The 17,269-nt window shown below is 28.2% G+C and carries 13 protein-coding genes and 1 tRNA gene; 13 read left to right on the forward strand and 1 reads right to left on the reverse strand.

The features are described from left to right. The first annotated feature begins 97 nt into the window (after nt 1-97). The 5 genes from nadE (at nt 98) to DY249_RS01345 (ending at nt 5,074) form a co-directional block, all read left to right on the forward strand. Nucleotides 98-1,915 (forward strand): NAD(+) synthase, encoded by a 1,818-nt coding sequence (gene nadE / locus DY249_RS01325; protein WP_115594920.1) that lies wholly within the window; start codon nt 98-100, stop codon nt 1,913-1,915. Further along, nucleotides 1,899-2,699, forward strand: a complete 801-nt coding sequence (locus tag DY249_RS01330) for a metallophosphoesterase (protein ID WP_115594921.1) — start codon at nt 1,899-1,901, stop codon at nt 2,697-2,699. Before nadE ends, DY249_RS01330 begins: the two co-directional genes overlap by 17 nt. Continuing rightward, nucleotides 2,685-2,758, forward strand: a tRNA-Arg gene (locus DY249_RS01335). The genes DY249_RS01330 and DY249_RS01335 overlap by 15 nt, the downstream gene beginning before the upstream one ends. 209 nt (nt 2,759-2,967) lie before the next feature. After that, nucleotides 2,968-3,822, forward strand: a complete 855-nt coding sequence (locus DY249_RS01340; RefSeq protein ID WP_101541019.1) for an SDR family oxidoreductase — start codon at nt 2,968-2,970, stop codon at nt 3,820-3,822. After that, on the forward strand, nt 3,815-5,074 hold the full coding sequence (locus tag DY249_RS01345; RefSeq protein WP_115594922.1) for a dicarboxylate/amino acid:cation symporter: 1,260 nt from the start codon (nt 3,815-3,817) through the stop codon (nt 5,072-5,074). Before DY249_RS01340 ends, DY249_RS01345 begins: the two co-directional genes overlap by 8 nt. A gap of 102 nt (nt 5,075-5,176) precedes the next feature. On the opposite strand, the gene DY249_RS01350 is transcribed toward DY249_RS01345, so the two are convergent. Further along, entirely contained in the window at nt 5,177-5,599 is a 423-nt protein-coding gene (locus tag DY249_RS01350) for a Fur family transcriptional regulator (protein ID WP_101541017.1), read from the reverse strand. A 100-nt stretch (nt 5,600-5,699) separates the two neighbouring features. On the opposite strand from DY249_RS01350, the gene DY249_RS01355 reads away from it, so the two are divergent. Genes DY249_RS01355 through DY249_RS09295 form a run of 8 tightly spaced genes read left to right on the forward strand, consistent with a single transcriptional unit; the run spans nt 5,700 to nt 17,257 of the window. Next, nucleotides 5,700-6,869 carry a metal ABC transporter solute-binding protein, Zn/Mn family gene (locus tag DY249_RS01355; RefSeq protein ID WP_115594923.1) on the forward strand — a complete coding sequence of 390 codons (1,170 nt, stop codon included), beginning with the start codon at nt 5,700-5,702 and terminating at the stop codon, nt 6,867-6,869. Further along, entirely contained in the window at nt 6,870-7,535 is a 666-nt protein-coding gene (locus DY249_RS01360) for a metal ABC transporter ATP-binding protein (protein WP_115594924.1), read from the forward strand. Further along, nucleotides 7,528-8,334, forward strand: a complete 807-nt coding sequence (locus DY249_RS01365) for a metal ABC transporter permease (RefSeq protein ID WP_101541012.1) — start codon at nt 7,528-7,530, stop codon at nt 8,332-8,334. The genes DY249_RS01360 and DY249_RS01365 overlap by 8 nt, the downstream gene beginning before the upstream one ends. A 48-nt stretch (nt 8,335-8,382) precedes the next feature. After that, nucleotides 8,383-9,105 carry a peroxide stress protein YaaA gene (yaaA, locus tag DY249_RS01370; RefSeq protein WP_115594925.1) on the forward strand — a complete coding sequence of 241 codons (723 nt, stop codon included), beginning with the start codon at nt 8,383-8,385 and terminating at the stop codon, nt 9,103-9,105. After that, nucleotides 9,102-10,202 (forward strand): exonuclease SbcCD subunit D, encoded by a 1,101-nt coding sequence (locus DY249_RS01375; RefSeq protein WP_115594926.1) that lies wholly within the window; start codon nt 9,102-9,104, stop codon nt 10,200-10,202. Before yaaA ends, DY249_RS01375 begins: the two co-directional genes overlap by 4 nt. Then, nucleotides 10,199-13,255: an AAA family ATPase gene (locus DY249_RS01380; protein WP_115594927.1), complete on the forward strand. Its 3,057-nt coding sequence runs from the start codon at nt 10,199-10,201 to the stop codon at nt 13,253-13,255. The genes DY249_RS01375 and DY249_RS01380 overlap by 4 nt, the downstream gene beginning before the upstream one ends. After that, the gene (locus DY249_RS01385) at nt 13,252-16,620 is read left to right on the forward strand and encodes a PD-(D/E)XK nuclease family protein (RefSeq protein WP_115594928.1); all 3,369 of its coding nucleotides are present in this window, start codon (nt 13,252-13,254) and stop codon (nt 16,618-16,620) included. The genes DY249_RS01380 and DY249_RS01385 overlap by 4 nt, the downstream gene beginning before the upstream one ends. Continuing rightward, nucleotides 16,613-17,257 (forward strand): UvrD-helicase domain-containing protein, encoded by a 645-nt coding sequence (locus DY249_RS09295; RefSeq protein ID WP_245943477.1) that lies wholly within the window; start codon nt 16,613-16,615, stop codon nt 17,255-17,257. Before DY249_RS01385 ends, DY249_RS09295 begins: the two co-directional genes overlap by 8 nt. Nucleotides 17,258-17,269 lie beyond the last annotated feature (12 nt).

Below are 17,269 nucleotides of genomic sequence, written 5' to 3' on the forward strand. Positions count from 1 at the left end.
AAATAAAATAATTTGTGAAAAAATAATTTAATATTTATATAAAGGTCTCTGCCAATATAATTGCATTATGTGGTAAAATATCTTTAAGAGGTGGATTATGAGAAAAAATTTAAAAATTAGATCTACAAACTTTGATCTAGCCCTTGGAAATGTTAATAAAAATAAAGAAATCATAAAAAATTTAGTAAAAAACGCATATGATGACGGTGTAAGTATATTATCCTTACCTGAGTTATCCCTTACAGGAGCTAGTCTTTATGATGGATATAAAGATATAGCTTTATTGTGTGAGGATGCTATCCTTGAGTTAAAAGAGTTTTCAAAAGGCTATAATATTTTATTTTCTGTTGGTTTTCCTTTAATATACAATAGAAAAATTTATAATGCCATAGCTTTACTAATGGATGGATATTTAGTAGATTTGTATACCAAAAAGAACCTGTCTATAACAGAAAAAAATGTATTTGCTATTGATATACCAGACGGAGAAGTTATACCGTTTTTGGATGACTGGTGTGAGGTAAATCCATTATCAAAAAGTATTAGTCACTTAAATATAGCAGTAAGCATTGGCGAAGATGAAATGATGGATATACCAAGAAGCTTAACTTACAAGTCTGATATTGCTAATCGCCCTCAAATTATTTTAAATCCAACGGCAGAGGTAAAAATGGCTTTAAATGAAGAAGAAATTTTAAATAGAATAAAATTTTTATCAAAAGATGTAACTTACGTCTATACATCTCAAGGCAGGGGAGAGAGCACAACAGATTTTGTATATGGCGGCTTTAATATAATTGCTGAGAATGGTCAAGTAGAAAAAGTTATTTGTAATGATCAGATAGATTTTGTAAACAGATATAGGATATATACTGATCAAGAATTACTACACTTTGATAAGTTTGAAGAAAATATAACTAGGGAAAAATTCCCATATTTACCAATATATGAAAAAAGAGATGCATATGTAAAAGATGTCCTAGATATTGGAGCAAGTGCTCTTTTAACCCGCATGCAAAAAATTGGTGTAAAAAAAGTATTTTTAGGAGTATCTGGTGGCCTTGACTCAACTATGGCCCTTTTATTTTTAGTCCATGCTTATAAAAAAGCAGGATTAGATTTATCAGGGATAAACTGCTACACAATGCCAGCCTTTGGTACAAGTGATAGAACAAAATCAAATGCATATCTACTTTGTAAAGCACTAGGACTTAAATTAAGAGAGATTAATATTACTGATGCGGTAAAAATCCACCTAAGAGATATAGGACACGATGGTGTAAGTACTGATACTGCTTATGAAAATGCTCAAGCTCGTGAGAGAACACAAATATTATTTGACTTAGCAAATATGCATAAGGGAATTGTAATTGGTACTGGAGATCTATCTGAAGCTATGCAAGGATTTGCAACCTTTAATGGAGATCAAATGAGTAATTATTCATTAAATGCGTCCCTTACAAAAACAGAAATCCGCTATATAGTAGGTGCTATAGCAGAAACAACAGAAAATCCAAAGCTAAGAAGAGTTTTAGAGGACATATTAGATACACCAATTTCTCCAGAACTTATTAGCCAAGATAAAAAGGAAATAAGTCAAAAAACGGAAGATATTATTGGTCCATATGAATTAATTGACTTTTTTATCTATGAACACTTGACCTACCATCTACTAGCCAAAGAAATTTTAGAAGATGCAATATCTGCATTTTCTGATAAATATGATAAAGAGATTATAAAAAGATGGCTCATATCATATTTTAAAAGATTTACCGCAAGCCAATTTAAAAGATCAACTTCAGTTGATGGACCAAATATAACTGGCAGATCTTTTAGCCCGAGGGCAGGATTTAAAATCCCAAGTGATATGAGAAGTGAAGGATATTTAGAAAATTTAAATGAAAAAGAAAAGTAAAATAATACTAGGACTTGCAGCGGCTGCTGTAGGTCTTGGTTTTTATATAGATAATCAATGTTTTAAAGCAAAAGAAAAAAAGATAGAATTGGTAAGTGAGAATTTGCAAAATCCTATAAAGATTACTCAAATAACAGATTTCCACTCAAATGCTATCAAAAATTTGGATGAGCTATTAGAAAATATTAGACAATTTAAACCTGATTTTATAATTTTGACAGGGGATATAATAGATTATGGAAAAGAATCCAAAATAGATAGATCTATTTACTTTCTAAAAAAATTATCAAGTTTAAATATAAAAACCTATTATATTACAGGTAATCATGAGGAGTCTGGACCAAATTTAGATGTTTTTTTAAAAGAGATTGACAAACTAGGTATAAAATATTTAAAAAATGACGGAGAATTATTAAATATAAATGGCAATGAGATTTATATATATGGGACTAGTATGTTTGATTTTTCTTATGAAAATTATAAAGCAAGTGAAAATAGTGTAAATATTATCCTAAGTCATTTTTCAAAAAATGTACGAGATAATTATAGGGGAGATGAAGACTTTATTTTCTCAGGCCACACCCATGGCGGTCAAGTAAGAATGCCAATTGTAGGTGGACTAATAGCCCCAGGAGAAGGGATATTGCCAGATTTCGACAAGGGTGTCTTTAAATATAAAAAATCAATCATATATGTAGATAGTGGGCTAGGAAACACATTTTTACCACTAAGATTTTTAGACCAAATCCAGTATAGTAATATTACACTTGCGCCAGTAGTTTAGTGGTAAAACAAAGGTGTCCGAAGCCTAAGATAGGAGTTCGATTCTCTTCTGGCGTGCCATAATGATCTATCCCAATCCCAGCAGGTAAGCTGGATTGATGGAAGGTCAGATGTTGCTGCTTTTCAAAGATACAAAGCAGCTTTGCCATAAAGCCTACTATAAATTCTATTCTTATAATCATTTAGTAAAAATTATATATTAAAAATAAATCACCAAGCTCATTCATATATTTTTATATATGAAATTTTTGTATTAGTAAGGAGAAATTATGAAAATTGCACATGAGAAAATTTGGATATCTGGTTGTTCAGGAAGACTTGGTACTTCTATGCTTAGATTACTAGACCCATTGGATGCAGAAATAATAGCAACTGATGAAAGAGGAGTAGATATTACAAATCAAGAAGAAGTAAGTCATTTTGTAGATCGTGTTAGACCACATACAATTATAAATTGCTCAGGTTTATCAAATAGAGATAAGTGTGAGCAAAATCCTGATGCGGCCTATTTACTAAATGCTGTTGGAGCTAGGAATATAGCTATAGCTTCTAATAAATATATGGCAAAACTAGTTCAGCTTTCAACAGCTGATGTATTTGATGGAAAATCTAAGTTACCCTACACAGAATTTGATCAGCCAAATCCACAGAGTATTTACGGAAAAAGTAAGCTAGCTGGTGAAAATTATGTAAGAGAGTTTTCTAATTATCATTTTATTGTAAGAGTCAGTAGACTTTATTCTAGAGAAAATCAATTTGTCGAAGATATTTTAAAAGAAGCTAAAAGTGGGCAAGTAGTAGTTTCTAAAGACCTATATATGTCACCTACTTCAGCACATGAATTAGCTAACTTTTTAATAGAGCTTATAAATACCAGTTCATTTGGTACTTACCATACATCAGCAGATGGGTTTATATCTATGCATGATTTTACGTCTGAAATTTTATCTTATACTGGTGTTAAAGCTGATATTATAGAAAGTAGTGAATACACTTCTTTAAAATCAAGACCAGGATTTTTTGCACTTGATGATTATATTTTAAAAATAACTGGAGGGTATAAGATCCCAAATTGGAAGGACACCCTACATGAATATATAGACAGGGAGGGACTGAATGGATAAAAAAAAGAAAAGAAATAGCCAATCAAAGAAAATCTTTATTGGTCTCATATTAGGAATTGTAGTTGGGATATTGCTTCACACCCTAGTTCCTGATTCACATTTTAAAAATGATATTTTGATTGATGGTATTTTTTATACTATAGGTCAACTTTTTATAAGATTAATGCAAATGCTTGTTGTACCTCTAGTATTTTTCTCTATTGCCGATGGTTGTAGAAATATAGGTGATACTGAAACCCTTGGTAAGGTAGGTGTTAGAATAGTTGCATATTATTTGTTGACAACAGCCTTAGCTATAGTCGTTGCTTTGAGTCTTGCAAGTTTAATTAGACCTGGTAAGGGTATGAATATGTCTATTGGAGATCAAAGCTTTGAAGCTGTGGATACTGATATATCTCTTGTTGATACTATCCTTGATTTTGTACCAACAAACCCTATCGAAGCTCTTGCTACTGGAAATATGATACAAATCATTATTTTTGCAGTTCTTGTTGGTCTTTTGATAGCATCTATGGAAGATAGACTCATTACTCTTGGTAATATAGTAACAGAAATGAATGACCTTATGATGGGTATGACAATGTGGGTTATGAAACTTGCTCCAGTTGGTGTATTTTTCTTAATTGCAAGGACTTTTTCAAATCTAGGTTTCGATGCAATATTATCTATGCTATCATATATGGGATCAGTTTTAGGTAGTCTTGTTGCTCAATTGATACTTGTATATATGTTATTACTAAGTTTATTTGTAAGAGTAAATCCATTTAAATTTATAAAAAAATATGCTCCAGTAATGACCTTTGGTTTTTCAACAGCCTCATCATCAGCTACTGTTCCTCTAAATATAAATACTCTTGAGGAAATGGGAGTTGATAGAAAAATATCATCATTTACTATTCCCCTTGGTGCAACTGTAAATATGGATGGTACAGCTATAATGCAAGGAGTTGCAGTAATATTCATATCCAATGCTTATGGTATAACACTTAGTCCTACTGACTTTTTAACTGTAATTTTAACTGCAACAATAGCTTCAGTTGGTACTGCTGGTATACCTTCTGTAGGTCTAGTAACCTTATCAATGGTATTAGAATCAGTTGGTTTGCCTGTTGAAGGTATAGCAATAATTATGGGTATTGATAGGATCCTTGATATGGCTAGAACCACAGTAAACTTATCAGGAGATGCAGTTGGTACAATAATTGTGGCAAATACAGTAAATGCGTTTGATAAAAATAAATTTAATAGTTAAAAAAAAGGATGTATGAAAATAATCATACATCTTTTTTAATAAAAAATTTAAAGGCGATATAAAGTGATTTGATTTTTAACCTCATAAATTATTATTTAATATTTATTTTTCGTTATTTTTCATTTGGCAGTCTGGGCAAATACCTGTAAATTCAAAATTATGCCCATTAAGTATAAAACCTGTTTCTTCTTGAATACTTTCTTCCAAATCATGGACAGGGCAGTTTTCAATAGTAAATTTTTTTTGACAAATATTGCATGTTATAAAATGCTTGTGTTTACTATTGTTAATTTGATAATAATTTATACCATCTAAATTTGTACTTTTTAGCAATAAATTTTTTTCTTCTAAAATGTTTAAATTTCTATAAATAGTAGATAAATCAACATCATAATCTGCTTTTAGTTTATCAAAAAGCTCTTCAGCGGATACGGGATCGGCTATATTTTGTAAAGCTTCTAATATTATTCTTCTATTTTTGGTTACTTTTAAATTTTTTTCTTTTAATAGGTTATTTATATTCATTATTAACCTCCAATATTATTATACAAGTATTTGACATATAAAAAAATTATTATATAATCTTAGATGCAAATGATTTGCATTAACATTAATGGAGGTATTTATGAAATATAAAAAAATGGCCTTAGTTCTTGCTTTAGGAGTAGGCTTAAGTGCATGTAATAATCAACAACCAGCAGAAGATAATGCGAAAAATAATACTGAAACAACAGTAGAAGATGCAAAAGATGCACAAAAAGAAAATGTAGAAGAAAATGATAATCAAAAGGAAGAAAAAGATAAGACAGAAATCTCAGATCAAGCTGTAGAAAGTCCAACAATTTATTCATCATTTTATCCAATCTATAATCTTACTAAACAAATTGCAGGAGATAAATTTGATGTAAAATCTTTTACTAATTTAAAAACAGAAAGTCATGGCTGGGAACCTTCAGCTAAAGATATTGCTGAATTATCAGATAGCCAAGTTATGTTTATAAATGGTGCCGGCATGGAAGAATGGGAAGATTCATTAGAAGATTCTTCTGATATTGAATTAGTAAATACTACTGAAAATGTAGAACTTATAAAAGGCAGCCATGACCACGAACACGAAGATGAAGACCATGATCACGAACATGAAGAAGAAAGCGAAGAAATGAATGAAGACCATGATCATGAAAATGAAGAAGAAGCTTCAGAAGAAAATGAACAAGCAGATGATCATGAACATGAAGATCAAGAAGAAGAACATCACCACCACCACGGAGAATTTGACCCACACACATGGTTAAGCCCAAAAAATGGTATAGCTCAAGCAAAAGTAATTGCTGATAAGCTTTCAGAAATAGATCCAGCAAATAAAGACTACTATATGGATAACTATAAAGAAATTGAGGATGAGCTAAATGCGATGATTGATGAATATACAGATAAATTTGCAAGTGTAGATAACAAAAACTTTTTAGTAAGCCATCAAGCTTTTGGTTACTTAGCTCGTGACTTTGGTCTTACTCAAAATGCTCTTACAAGTCTAACATCTACAGAAGATGCTGATGCAAAAACTTTAAAAGATGCAGTAGATAAAGCAAATGAGCTTGGCATAAATACAATTTTCTACGAAATGGGTGGATCTGATAAATCTGCAAAAACTATTGCTGATGAAATTGGATCAAAAACTGTACCACTAAATACATTAGAATATGCTACAGATGAAGAATTAAATGATGACACAACATACCAAGATTTGATAAAATATAATTTAGAAGAACTTTACAAATCTATGGAAAAATAAATGAGTATTATTGAAATAAAAAATCTGAATTTTGCTTATAATGAAAAATTAATATTAGAAAATATCAATCTCACAGTAGAAAAAGGGGACTTTTTGGCTATATCTGGTCAAAATGGTAGTGGAAAAACAACTTTGATTAAAATTCTTACAGGAGAATTAAAAAAGAGAAGTGGAGAAATAAATATACTTGATCAAAGTATTGAAAAAATTGATGACTTTAGTCAAATAGGCTATGTGCCACAGCTTAGCGAATCAAAGGATATTACATTTCCTCTAACTTGCTTTGAGTATGTAATTTTAAATCTATACAGAGAATTTAATGCTTTTAAAAGACCTACCAAAGAAGTTATTAGAAAAACTAGTGGTATATTTAAAAGACTAGATATTGAAAATCTAAAAGATAGACCTTTTAATAAGTTATCAGGTGGTCAGCAGCAAAGGGTAATGGTAGCTAGAGCCTTGGTATCAAGTCCAGAAATCTTAATATTAGATGAGCCTACTGTAGGTATAGATCAAAAAAGTAAGGAAGAATTTTTGGACTTGCTTGGACATTTGAATAAAAAACATAAAATTACTGTACTTATAATTAGCCACGAAATGGAACTTATAGATAATTATGTAAATAAAACTATGTTTTTAAAGGAAGGAAGGCTTATTAATGCTTGAGTTTTCTTTTATGAGAAGGGCTTTTGCTATTGGTATAATGCTTGCAATTATTATTCCTATGATTGGGATAATAATGATTAATAGAAAAACATCAATGATAGGAGATGCCCTAAGCCATAGTTCTTTGGCAGGAATAGGACTGGGCCTGATTTTTGGAATAAATCCTATGTGGACATCTATTCTTATTTGCATATTGGCAAGTTTCGCAATTGAAAGTTTAAGGAGAAAATTTCCTAAATACGGAGATATGGCAACAGCTATTGTAATGAGTACAGGAATTGCTATTGCATCAATACTTTCCGATTTCACACCAGGCGGGACTAATTTTGAGTCCTTTATGTTTGGTTCTATTACTACAGTTAGCAGTGAAGACTTGTATATAGTTGCTCTTATATTCGTGATAGTGCTTATCTCTTCCATATATTTTTATTACGGATTATTATATACATCTATAAATCCTGTCTTAGCTAGACTTGCTGGAGTAAATACCAGACTTATTAATAATTTATTTACATTTATAACAGCAATTACTGTAGCCATTTCAGCAAAGACTGTAGGTGCCTTAATGATCACTTCACTTATGACAATACCAGTTGCATCGTCTATGGTATTTACAAAATCATATAAAGCCACTTTCAAGCTTTCTATAGTTTTTTCAGCTATATTTATGATTTTGGGTATAACAGTTAGTTACTACAAGGGATTAAAACCAGGTGGAGCTATAGTATTAATAGCAGTAGGATTTTTTATTTTAATATCTTTAATATCATATATAAAAAAAACAAAAATAGCAGGTTAGGGCCTGCTATTTTTCTATGCTATAATTTATATAGATGGAGGAATTAGAATGAAAATAATTATTTCACCTGCAAAAAGTTTTAAAAAAAATGAAGGAATAGATACCTATAATTTACTATTTCCTGAAAAAACAAAAATTTTAGTAGATAAACTAAAAAAATATACTATGAATGAAATTGGTAATCTTAATAGAACAAATGATAAGCTAACAGAAAAAGCTTACTATGATTACCAAGAATTTGACTTTAATAATTTAAATAATCCTGCTATTTTTGCCTATGATGGCTTAGTATTTAAGCAATTTAATAAAGATGATTTTGATGATTTAGAGTATTTAAATGATCATGTTTACATAATATCTGCTCTTTATGGTTTATTAAAACCCTTAACAGCTATAGCAGACTACAGATTATATTTTGATAACTCTGATATGAATTTATACAAGTTTTGGGGCAAAGATTTATATGATGAATTATTTAAAAACGATGAATTAGTTATAAATTTAGCTAGTAAAGAATATACAAAGACCATAAGACCATTTTTAGGAAAAAATGATAGATTTATAAGTTTAAATTTTAAGGATGATAAGGATGGGAAATTGCGCTCATATACAGCTTGGATGAAACAGGCTAGAGGAGAGATGCTTAAAACAATTATTCAAAAAAAGATTGAAGATCCAGACGATATAAAAAAACTTATAGTAAATAATTACAAATATGATCCATATAACTCAACTGAAAGTGAATATGTATTTATAAGGAGTCATTCATGAGATTGCTCCACCTAGCAGATTTACACTTAGGAAAATATATTGGAAATTATTCTCTAATAGAAGATCAAAAATATGCCATAGATCAAATATTAAATATAATCGATGAAAAAAAAGTAGATGTAGTAATGATAGCAGGAGATATTTTTGATACCTCTGTTGCAAGTGTCGATGGACTTAAACTTTATTCTGACTTTATAGATGAGATTATTTTTAAAAGACAGAAGCCAGTCTTAGCTATAAGTGGTAACCATGATTCTGCCAAAAGATTAGATATAAACAATAAATTTTTTGCAGAACATAATTACCATCTATATGGAGAATACAAGGATGAAGTGGTAAGTCTAGAGGATGAGTATGGCAAAATAAACTTTCACCTAATACCATATATTTCCCTAAATCAAGCTAAAGTATTATTTGATGATAAGATAGATAATTTTACTGACCTTTATAGTTATCTACTAAAAGATAAATCTTATGAGGGTAGAAATGTCCTAATTACCCATTGCTATGCAAATAATGTAGGAATAGAAAGTGAGGATGCCTATAATGAAGGGCAAAAACCCCTTATAATTGGTGGGTCTGATGCCATGGATGGGCATCTTTTTTTAAACTTTGATTATGTGGCTCTAGGACATTTACACGGCAAGCATTTTGTAATTGATCCAAAAATTAGATATTCAGGAACATTTATGAAATATTCATTTGATGAAACAAAGACTAGTAAAAGCGTAACCATTGTTGATATAACTGATGATGTAAATACTTTTGATGTTGAAATAAAACCTTTAAGAGATTTTAGGATAATAGATGGTAAATTTGATGACATAATAAAAATGGCAAAAAATGATGATTACATAAAATTTATTTTAGAAGATGATCATACAGTTGATAATGCTATGAGTAAATTAAAAGAAATATTCCCACATGCAGTTCAAATTACTTATAAAAATAGTGGAATATTTAATGCAACAAGTGATTTAAATTTGGATTTGGAAAATAAAACTACCATAGAACTTTTTAAAGAGTTTTATAAATATAAAATGGATGAAGAAATTAGCAAAGAAGAACTAGAAATAATAGGAAGGATCGTTGAATGAAGCCTATAAAATTAGAGTTTAGAGGATTTATAACCTATAAAGAAAAAATAGAAATAGATTTTACTAGGCTATATAATAAAAAAATATTTATTATTTCGGGAGATACAGGTTCTGGAAAAACAAGCATATTTGACGCTATAAGCTTTGCTCTTTATGGAAAAACATCTCGAAATATACCTATGGAAAAGCTTAGGTCAGATTACCTTTCTACTAAAGATTTATACACTTATGTGATACTTACTTTTGAAGTAGATAATAAAGTTTATGAAATAGAAAGAATACCTTCTCAAATAGCAAAAAAATCAAAAGTAAACCAAGATATAAAACATTCAGCAAGTCTTTATGAGATAAGTGATGAAAAAATATTATTAGCTGAAAAAATAGGAAATGTTGAAAATGAAGTCATAAATATAATTGGTCTAGATAAAGATCAATTTACAAAGGTAATGCTATTGGCTCAAGGAGAATTTCAACAATTTCTTCACTCTAGTTCTAAGGAGCGTACAGAGCTTTTAGGAAAAATTTTCAAAACTGACCAGTATAAAAATATCCAAGAACTTATAAAAGAAAAATCACTCGCTAGTAAAAAAGAGCTAGATTTTATAGATAAAAATTTACAAAATGAAATAGTAAAAGATATTGAGATAGAAGAAGCTATAGATAGTAGTGAGAAAATCACCCATGATTTCGATCAAATGGTTAAAAAAATTGAAAATATTAATTACAAATATGATAAAGCTTTAAAAAGCAAAAAAGAAAGCTATGAAAGAAAAAATCAAATATATACATCACTTTTAAAACAAAGAGAGATGGATAAAAATTTAAATGAAAATATCCTCAAATTTCAAAAAGTAAGTGCGGATTTAAAAGAAAAACAAAAGCAAGAAAGCTATTATAAAGATCTTAGAGAAAAAAGTGAAAAGTCAGCTTTTGCAAAAAATATAAAAATAATTGAAGATAATTTAGATAAGATAAAAAAAGAATTATCAGTTAATAAAAGTAGATTAGAAAAAGCTAATGAATTACTAGAAAAATATAAGAAAGAAATAGCAGCTAGCAATAAAGAGATTTCTGCTATAGATGATAAAAGTAATAAATTAGATGCATTAAAAATAAAAAGAACAAAGCTAGTAGAATCTATAAGAGAACTTAAAGAGTTTAAAGAAAAAGAGAAGGAATACTTACAAATAGAAAAAGATCTATCAAAAATAGATCGGATTGTTAAAGAAAATGATAAACTAAAAGAAAATTTAGAAAAAATTAGAAAAGACCTATATGAATTAAATGATAATCTTGATGAAAAGAGAAATGAAAAACTATCCATAGAAAAAAATCTCTCTGAATTAAAAGATAGGAAAAAAGAAATAAATGATGCATTAGACTTATATAAGAAAAACCAGGATATATTAGAAAAAATAAATCAAAATGACAAACTATTAATTAGTAAAGAAAATGAACAAGCAAAATTACTAGATCAAGTAAAAATCTTCGAGCAAAATCGTAAAATAATTGAAATAAATAAGCTCATAGATGATATAAACAAAACAGGAACTTGTCCAGTATGTGGAGATAAACACGACAAGCACTTTAAAAAATTACAAGTTAGCAATGTAGATATAGATTTAGTAAATAAAAATTTAAATAATATAAATAAAGAGATAACAAAAATAAAAACACAAAATCAGCTATATAAAGAATCAATTATTGAAACTAAGTCATTAGATAAGATAATAGCTGAAAAATATAATATAGAAGTTGAAATTAACAATATAAATAAAGAAAAAGAAAATTTAGAAAAAACAATAGAAAAGTTTTTATCGATAAAGCAGGATAAAGAAAATATATCAGTTAATTATTCATATGATATTGAAAAAAATACTAAAATATTAGATAACTTAAAATTAAAAACTAAAGACTCAGAAGACTTGAAAATTTACTATCAATTAAATAAAGAAAAAATGCAAAATCTTGATATAAATGAACTTAATAAAAATTTAGATGAAATAGATGAGCAAATAAATTCCTTAGATATTTATATAAGAGAAGTAAATCAAAGGCACAACAATTTATTAAAACAACAAGTAAAAATTCAAACAGAGATTGGAAATTATAAGACAAATATAGAAAAAGCTAAGGAAAATATATTTACTATCAAAAAAGATTTAGCCGGTAGGATTGGTGAAAAATTTATTGATTACAGTGAATATAAGACATATCTTTCTTACTATGATGAAATTCAAAACAAGCTAGAGCAGGTAGATGCGTATTTTAAAGCTTTGGATGAACTTAAAATCAATTATAAAAACTTAAAAGTATATGAAGGCAAGCAATTAGCTAATCTAGATAGTATTGAAGAAAAAATAAATGATGCTTATGAAAATTTAAATACATTAAATGAAGAAATTTCAAATGTTAAAGTAAAAATTATATCCATAAGTTTGATACTAGAAAATATACAAAAACTAGAAAAAAAATATGAGAAATTATCTGATGAAAGTATAATTTTAGATAAACTTTCAGAAATTTCTAATGGAGCTACTGGGAAAGTAGCTGGTAGGCAAAAAATAGATTTTCAAACATTTGTCCTAACTTACTACTTTGATAGGGTCCTAAATTATGCAAACAAAAGACTTTTACAAATGTCTAACGGTCAATTTACAATGGCTAGAACATCTGAAGGGCAAAATTTAAGATCTCAATCAGGATTAGATATAGAAATTTTGGATGCCAATACTGGAAAAACTCGACCAGCATCAACTCTTTCTGGTGGAGAATCATTTTTAGCTTCTCTGTCACTTGCCCTGGGCTTATCAGATGAGATAAGTGCAGAAAATGGAGGTATTACTATTGATACTTTGTTTATAGATGAAGGATTTGGGACCTTATCTGATGATTATTTATCAAAAGTAATAGAGCAAATAGAAAAACTTTCTTATGACGATAAATTTGTAGGTCTAATTAGTCATGTAAGTGAGCTAAAAGATGCCATTGATGGCAAAATATTAGTTTCTTATAAAGAAGATAGGGGAAGTAGCTTAGAGGTAATAGCATGATAAATACAATTATTTCAAAATCAGCTTATGCAAATAGCATGTATACTTACAAAAAAATCGAAGAAAACTTAGACAATAAGCAGAAAGCTTTTTTAATTGTTCCTGAACAGTATACACTCCAATCAGACATAAATCTTATCGATAATATTTCTTATAATACTGCTATGGATGCTAAAGTTCTCTCATTTTCATCTCTAGCAAGATTTATAATTGATAGGACAGGAGGGCTTTCAGATAATATTTTAACTAAATCTGGCAAGATTATAATGCTAAGTAATGTTTTAAGAGATATAAATGGTGATCTAACTCTTTTTAAAGATAAGTACAATAATATTGATTTTATAAATGATATAGAATCAATAATTACCAACATAAAAGATAATAATTTTGACCAGACTTTTTACCAAAATATAGAATCCAATTTAGATGATGAAATATTAAAATTAAAATTTAAAGAAATAAAGCTAATCTATGAAGCCTACCAAAGGGAAATAAATGATAAGTACCTAGATTCAGAAGATAAGCTAAATCAAGTAATAACTAGACTTTCTAGCTGTGAATTTTTTAAGGATGCTTACTTTTATTTTGATAAATTTGACTATCTTTCAGATATAAAGATGGATTTTATATCTGAGTTATTAAATCTTGGAGCTAAAGTCAGCGTCACTCTTACCTTAGATAAAACTTTTATAGATAATCCCATGGCAAAGGACTTAGAAATATATGATATGTCCAATAAATTCTATTATAGGCTAAAGGATATAGATCAAATAAATGAAATAAATATAGGCGGAAGAATAAATAAGCATAACGATATCAATCATCTTTGTACAAATTTTGAAAGGTATAATCCACTTTTCTTTAAAGGAAATCCAGCGAATGTTCATTTAATTGAGTCTATATCAAGTAAAACTGAAGTGGAAAATGTTGCTCTCATAATAAATAAGCTTATATATGAAAATAATTTACGTTACAAAGACATATCAATATATATTTCTGATGCTAGCCAATATGAAAACGAAATCAATAAAATTTTTAATAGATATAATATTCCGGTTTTTTTAGATAAAATAAATAAGCTTTCAGATAATCATATAGTTAGAAGTTGGCTAGCAGCGTTTAGACTTGTTATCTATGACTTTAATGTACATGATTTATCTTACTTTTTAAGGTCAAATATTTTTGATTTTGGACCAAATGGCGTTGATAAAATAATTATTTTTCAAAATTATATAATTAGTAGAAAAATAAAGGGATCAATGTTTTTAGAAGATAAGTATTTTGAGATTGACATAGACTTTTATAAAAATTTATATAAAGATAATCCATTTGCTGATGATAAATTGCTTTATAAAATTAATGAAGAAAAAATTGTAAAAGAAATTAGAAAAAAAGTTTTAGATCTTTTAGGAGATCTTATATCAATAAAAGAAAAAGAAATAGCTAAAAGCTCAGATATAATAATCGCTGTTTATAAATTAATAAGCAATGAAGGATTTATAAAAGGAATTAATAATTATCAAAATATTCTTTTAGAAGAAGGAGATTTGGATGATTATAATCAAAATGACCAAGTTTGGGACAAGTTTGTTTCTATACTTGAAGAACTTATGAATCTAATGGCAGATAGAAAGTCCACATTAAAATCAATTTATAATATAATTTTATCCACTGCAAATGATATGGAAATAGGCACCATACCTCCAAGTAAGGATCATGTTATAGTAACAAATTTTAAAAGACCTCGAGTTTCACAAAGACCTATAAATTTTGCATTAGGATTAAATGATACATTTTTTCCATCAAAATCGAATGGAGATTTTTTAATAGGAAAAGACGATAAGGATAAATTGACAGAGCTAAATCTAGATTTAAAAATATATGAGGAAGATATAGAAGAAAGAGAAAAATTAAATCTTTATAAGATGATGAGTATATCTGATAAACTATATCTATCTTTTGCCCTAAGTGATAAGGATGGGGCAGCTATAAATAAATCTATAGTTTTAAATGATATTTTAAAAATATTTCCTGAAATAGAGATAACAGATCTAACAACTTTGCCATTAAGTGAAAGTATATATTCTAAAGAAGTCTCAAAAAAGTATGCTATGGATGTGCTTTGGAGGGTACGCAAAGGTGAAAAAGTAACAGAAAATGATCTTAAATTTACTAAGTCTTATTTATCATATTTAAAATCATATGGTGATTTTCAAACCGTGGTAGATGGTCTATACTATAGCAACAATAAAAATAATTTGACATTAACTAATGCAAGTAAACTATATCCCAAAAATCACTTCAATGTTACGGAGATAGAAACATACTCAAAATGTCCATATAGATACTTTGTAAACTTTGGAATAAAACCATATTATGACGAAAACTATGATGTAGATGCTAGAGAATTGGGATCTATAGTTCATACATCCTTAGAAGATGTATCAAGATTGATAAAAGATGAAGATATAGAAAAGATAACTAGCGAGCAATTAGATGAGCTAATAATAGAGAATTTCAATACAAGTGTTGATAATTACCTAGATATGACCCGTAAAAATGATCCACGTAATAGATTTATTTTAAATAATATTATAAAAAATACTAAAAATAACTCGAGAGAACTTATAAATCAACTTAAAAAAGGTGAGTTTAAAGTTTCTGATGTAGAAGTGGACTTTGGTTATAATAAAGAAAATGATTTGCCTGGAGTGTATGTAGATGACAAAAATTATTTAAGGGGCAGAATTGATAGGATAGATAAAGCAAATAATTATTTAAGAATAATTGACTATAAAACAGGCAAAAAAGTATTTAAAATCGTAAATATTTTAAATGGTTTAGATTTGCAACTTTTAGTTTATATGATGAGCGCAAGCAGTCTAAGCGATACAATTACTCCTATAGGCTCATTTTATATGCCCCTATCAGATGAGCTAGAAAAAATGAAAGATACTTACGAAAAATCTAATATTGAGAAAATTTATGAAGATAAGTTTAAAATGAATGGATTAGTAGTAAAAGTAAATGAGGAAGTATTTAAACTAATAGATAAGGAAAATTTTGATAGCAAAAACATTGGAGTAATAGATATTAAAAATACTGATATTTTAACAAAAGAAGAGGAACAAGTAGTAAATAATTTTGCAAAAGAACTAATCAGTAAATATATCAAAGAGATTAAAATAGGAAATATAAAACTTAATCCAATAAGATATAATGAAAGCCAAAATGAATGTCAGTATTGTGATTTTAAAGGCATATGTAAGTTTGATGAGAGCATAGACACCGATAAATATAGGGATTTTGATAGCAAAAAAACTATAAGTGATCTTTATAAAAGTACGGAGGATCTAGATGAGTGACATAGTTTATACACCAGACCAGCAAAAGGCTATAAGCCAGAGAAATAAAAATATAATAATTTCAGCAGCCGCTGGTTCTGGAAAAACAAGAGTTCTAGTTGATAGGGTAATTAGTCTTATGTTGGATGAAAAAGTTCCTATAGATAAGATGATTATAGTTACATTTACTAATAAAGCATCTATAGAAATGAAAGATAGGATAAGGTCTTCCTTAGAAAATAGTATAAAAAATGATCCCACAAATAAATTTTTAAAAGATCAACTAAAATTACTAAAACACGCTCATATCCAAACTCTGCATTCTTTTGCTTCAGATATGCTTAGAGAATATTTTTATTACTTTGATAATCTTAGTCCAAATTTTAGTATTATCAGTGAAAATTCCAATGTAATATTAAAAGAAGAGACAATAGAAGAAGTTTTCGATGAAGAATATTCAAAGGGAAGTCCAGAATTTCATAACTTTATCCACAATTTCGCAAGTAGCCGCAGTGATAGAGATGCTAAGTCAGTTATTTTAAAAACTTATGATAAATTGGCTTCACAAATAGATTCTTTAGCTTGGCTTGATAATAAAACACAAAGTCCTTTTGATTTTAATATATTCCAAGAAATAATCAGAAAAAAGTTGACTTAATAATCGAAGATA

This window comes from Anaerococcus octavius (assembly GCF_900445265.1).
GTDB lineage: Bacteria > Bacillota > Clostridia > Tissierellales > Peptoniphilaceae > Anaerococcus > Anaerococcus octavius.

Bases quoted from the DNA above. Each gene is read 5' to 3' on its own strand.
- DY249_RS01345 (WP_115594922.1), top strand. From the start codon at position 3,815: ATGGATAAAAAAAAGAAAAGAAATAGCCAATCAAAGAAAATCTTTATT.
- DY249_RS01350 (WP_101541017.1), bottom strand. From the start codon at position 5,599: ATGAATATAAATAACCTATTAAAAGAAAAAAATTTAAAAGTAACCAAA.
- DY249_RS01360 (WP_115594924.1), top strand. From the start codon at position 6,870: ATGAGTATTATTGAAATAAAAAATCTGAATTTTGCTTATAATGAAAAA.
- DY249_RS01375 (WP_115594926.1), top strand. From the start codon at position 9,102: ATGAGATTGCTCCACCTAGCAGATTTACACTTAGGAAAATATATTGGA.
- DY249_RS01380 (WP_115594927.1), top strand. From the start codon at position 10,199: ATGAAGCCTATAAAATTAGAGTTTAGAGGATTTATAACCTATAAAGAA.
- DY249_RS01330 (WP_115594921.1), top strand. From the start codon at position 1,899: ATGAAAAAGAAAAGTAAAATAATACTAGGACTTGCAGCGGCTGCTGTA.
- nadE (WP_115594920.1), top strand. From the start codon at position 98: ATGAGAAAAAATTTAAAAATTAGATCTACAAACTTTGATCTAGCCCTT.
- DY249_RS01365 (WP_101541012.1), top strand. From the start codon at position 7,528: ATGCTTGAGTTTTCTTTTATGAGAAGGGCTTTTGCTATTGGTATAATG.
- yaaA (WP_115594925.1), top strand. From the start codon at position 8,383: ATGAAAATAATTATTTCACCTGCAAAAAGTTTTAAAAAAAATGAAGGA.
- DY249_RS01340 (WP_101541019.1), top strand. From the start codon at position 2,968: ATGAAAATTGCACATGAGAAAATTTGGATATCTGGTTGTTCAGGAAGA.
- DY249_RS01385 (WP_115594928.1), top strand. From the start codon at position 13,252: ATGATAAATACAATTATTTCAAAATCAGCTTATGCAAATAGCATGTAT.
- DY249_RS01355 (WP_115594923.1), top strand. From the start codon at position 5,700: ATGAAATATAAAAAAATGGCCTTAGTTCTTGCTTTAGGAGTAGGCTTA.
- DY249_RS09295 (WP_245943477.1), top strand. From the start codon at position 16,613: ATGAGTGACATAGTTTATACACCAGACCAGCAAAAGGCTATAAGCCAG.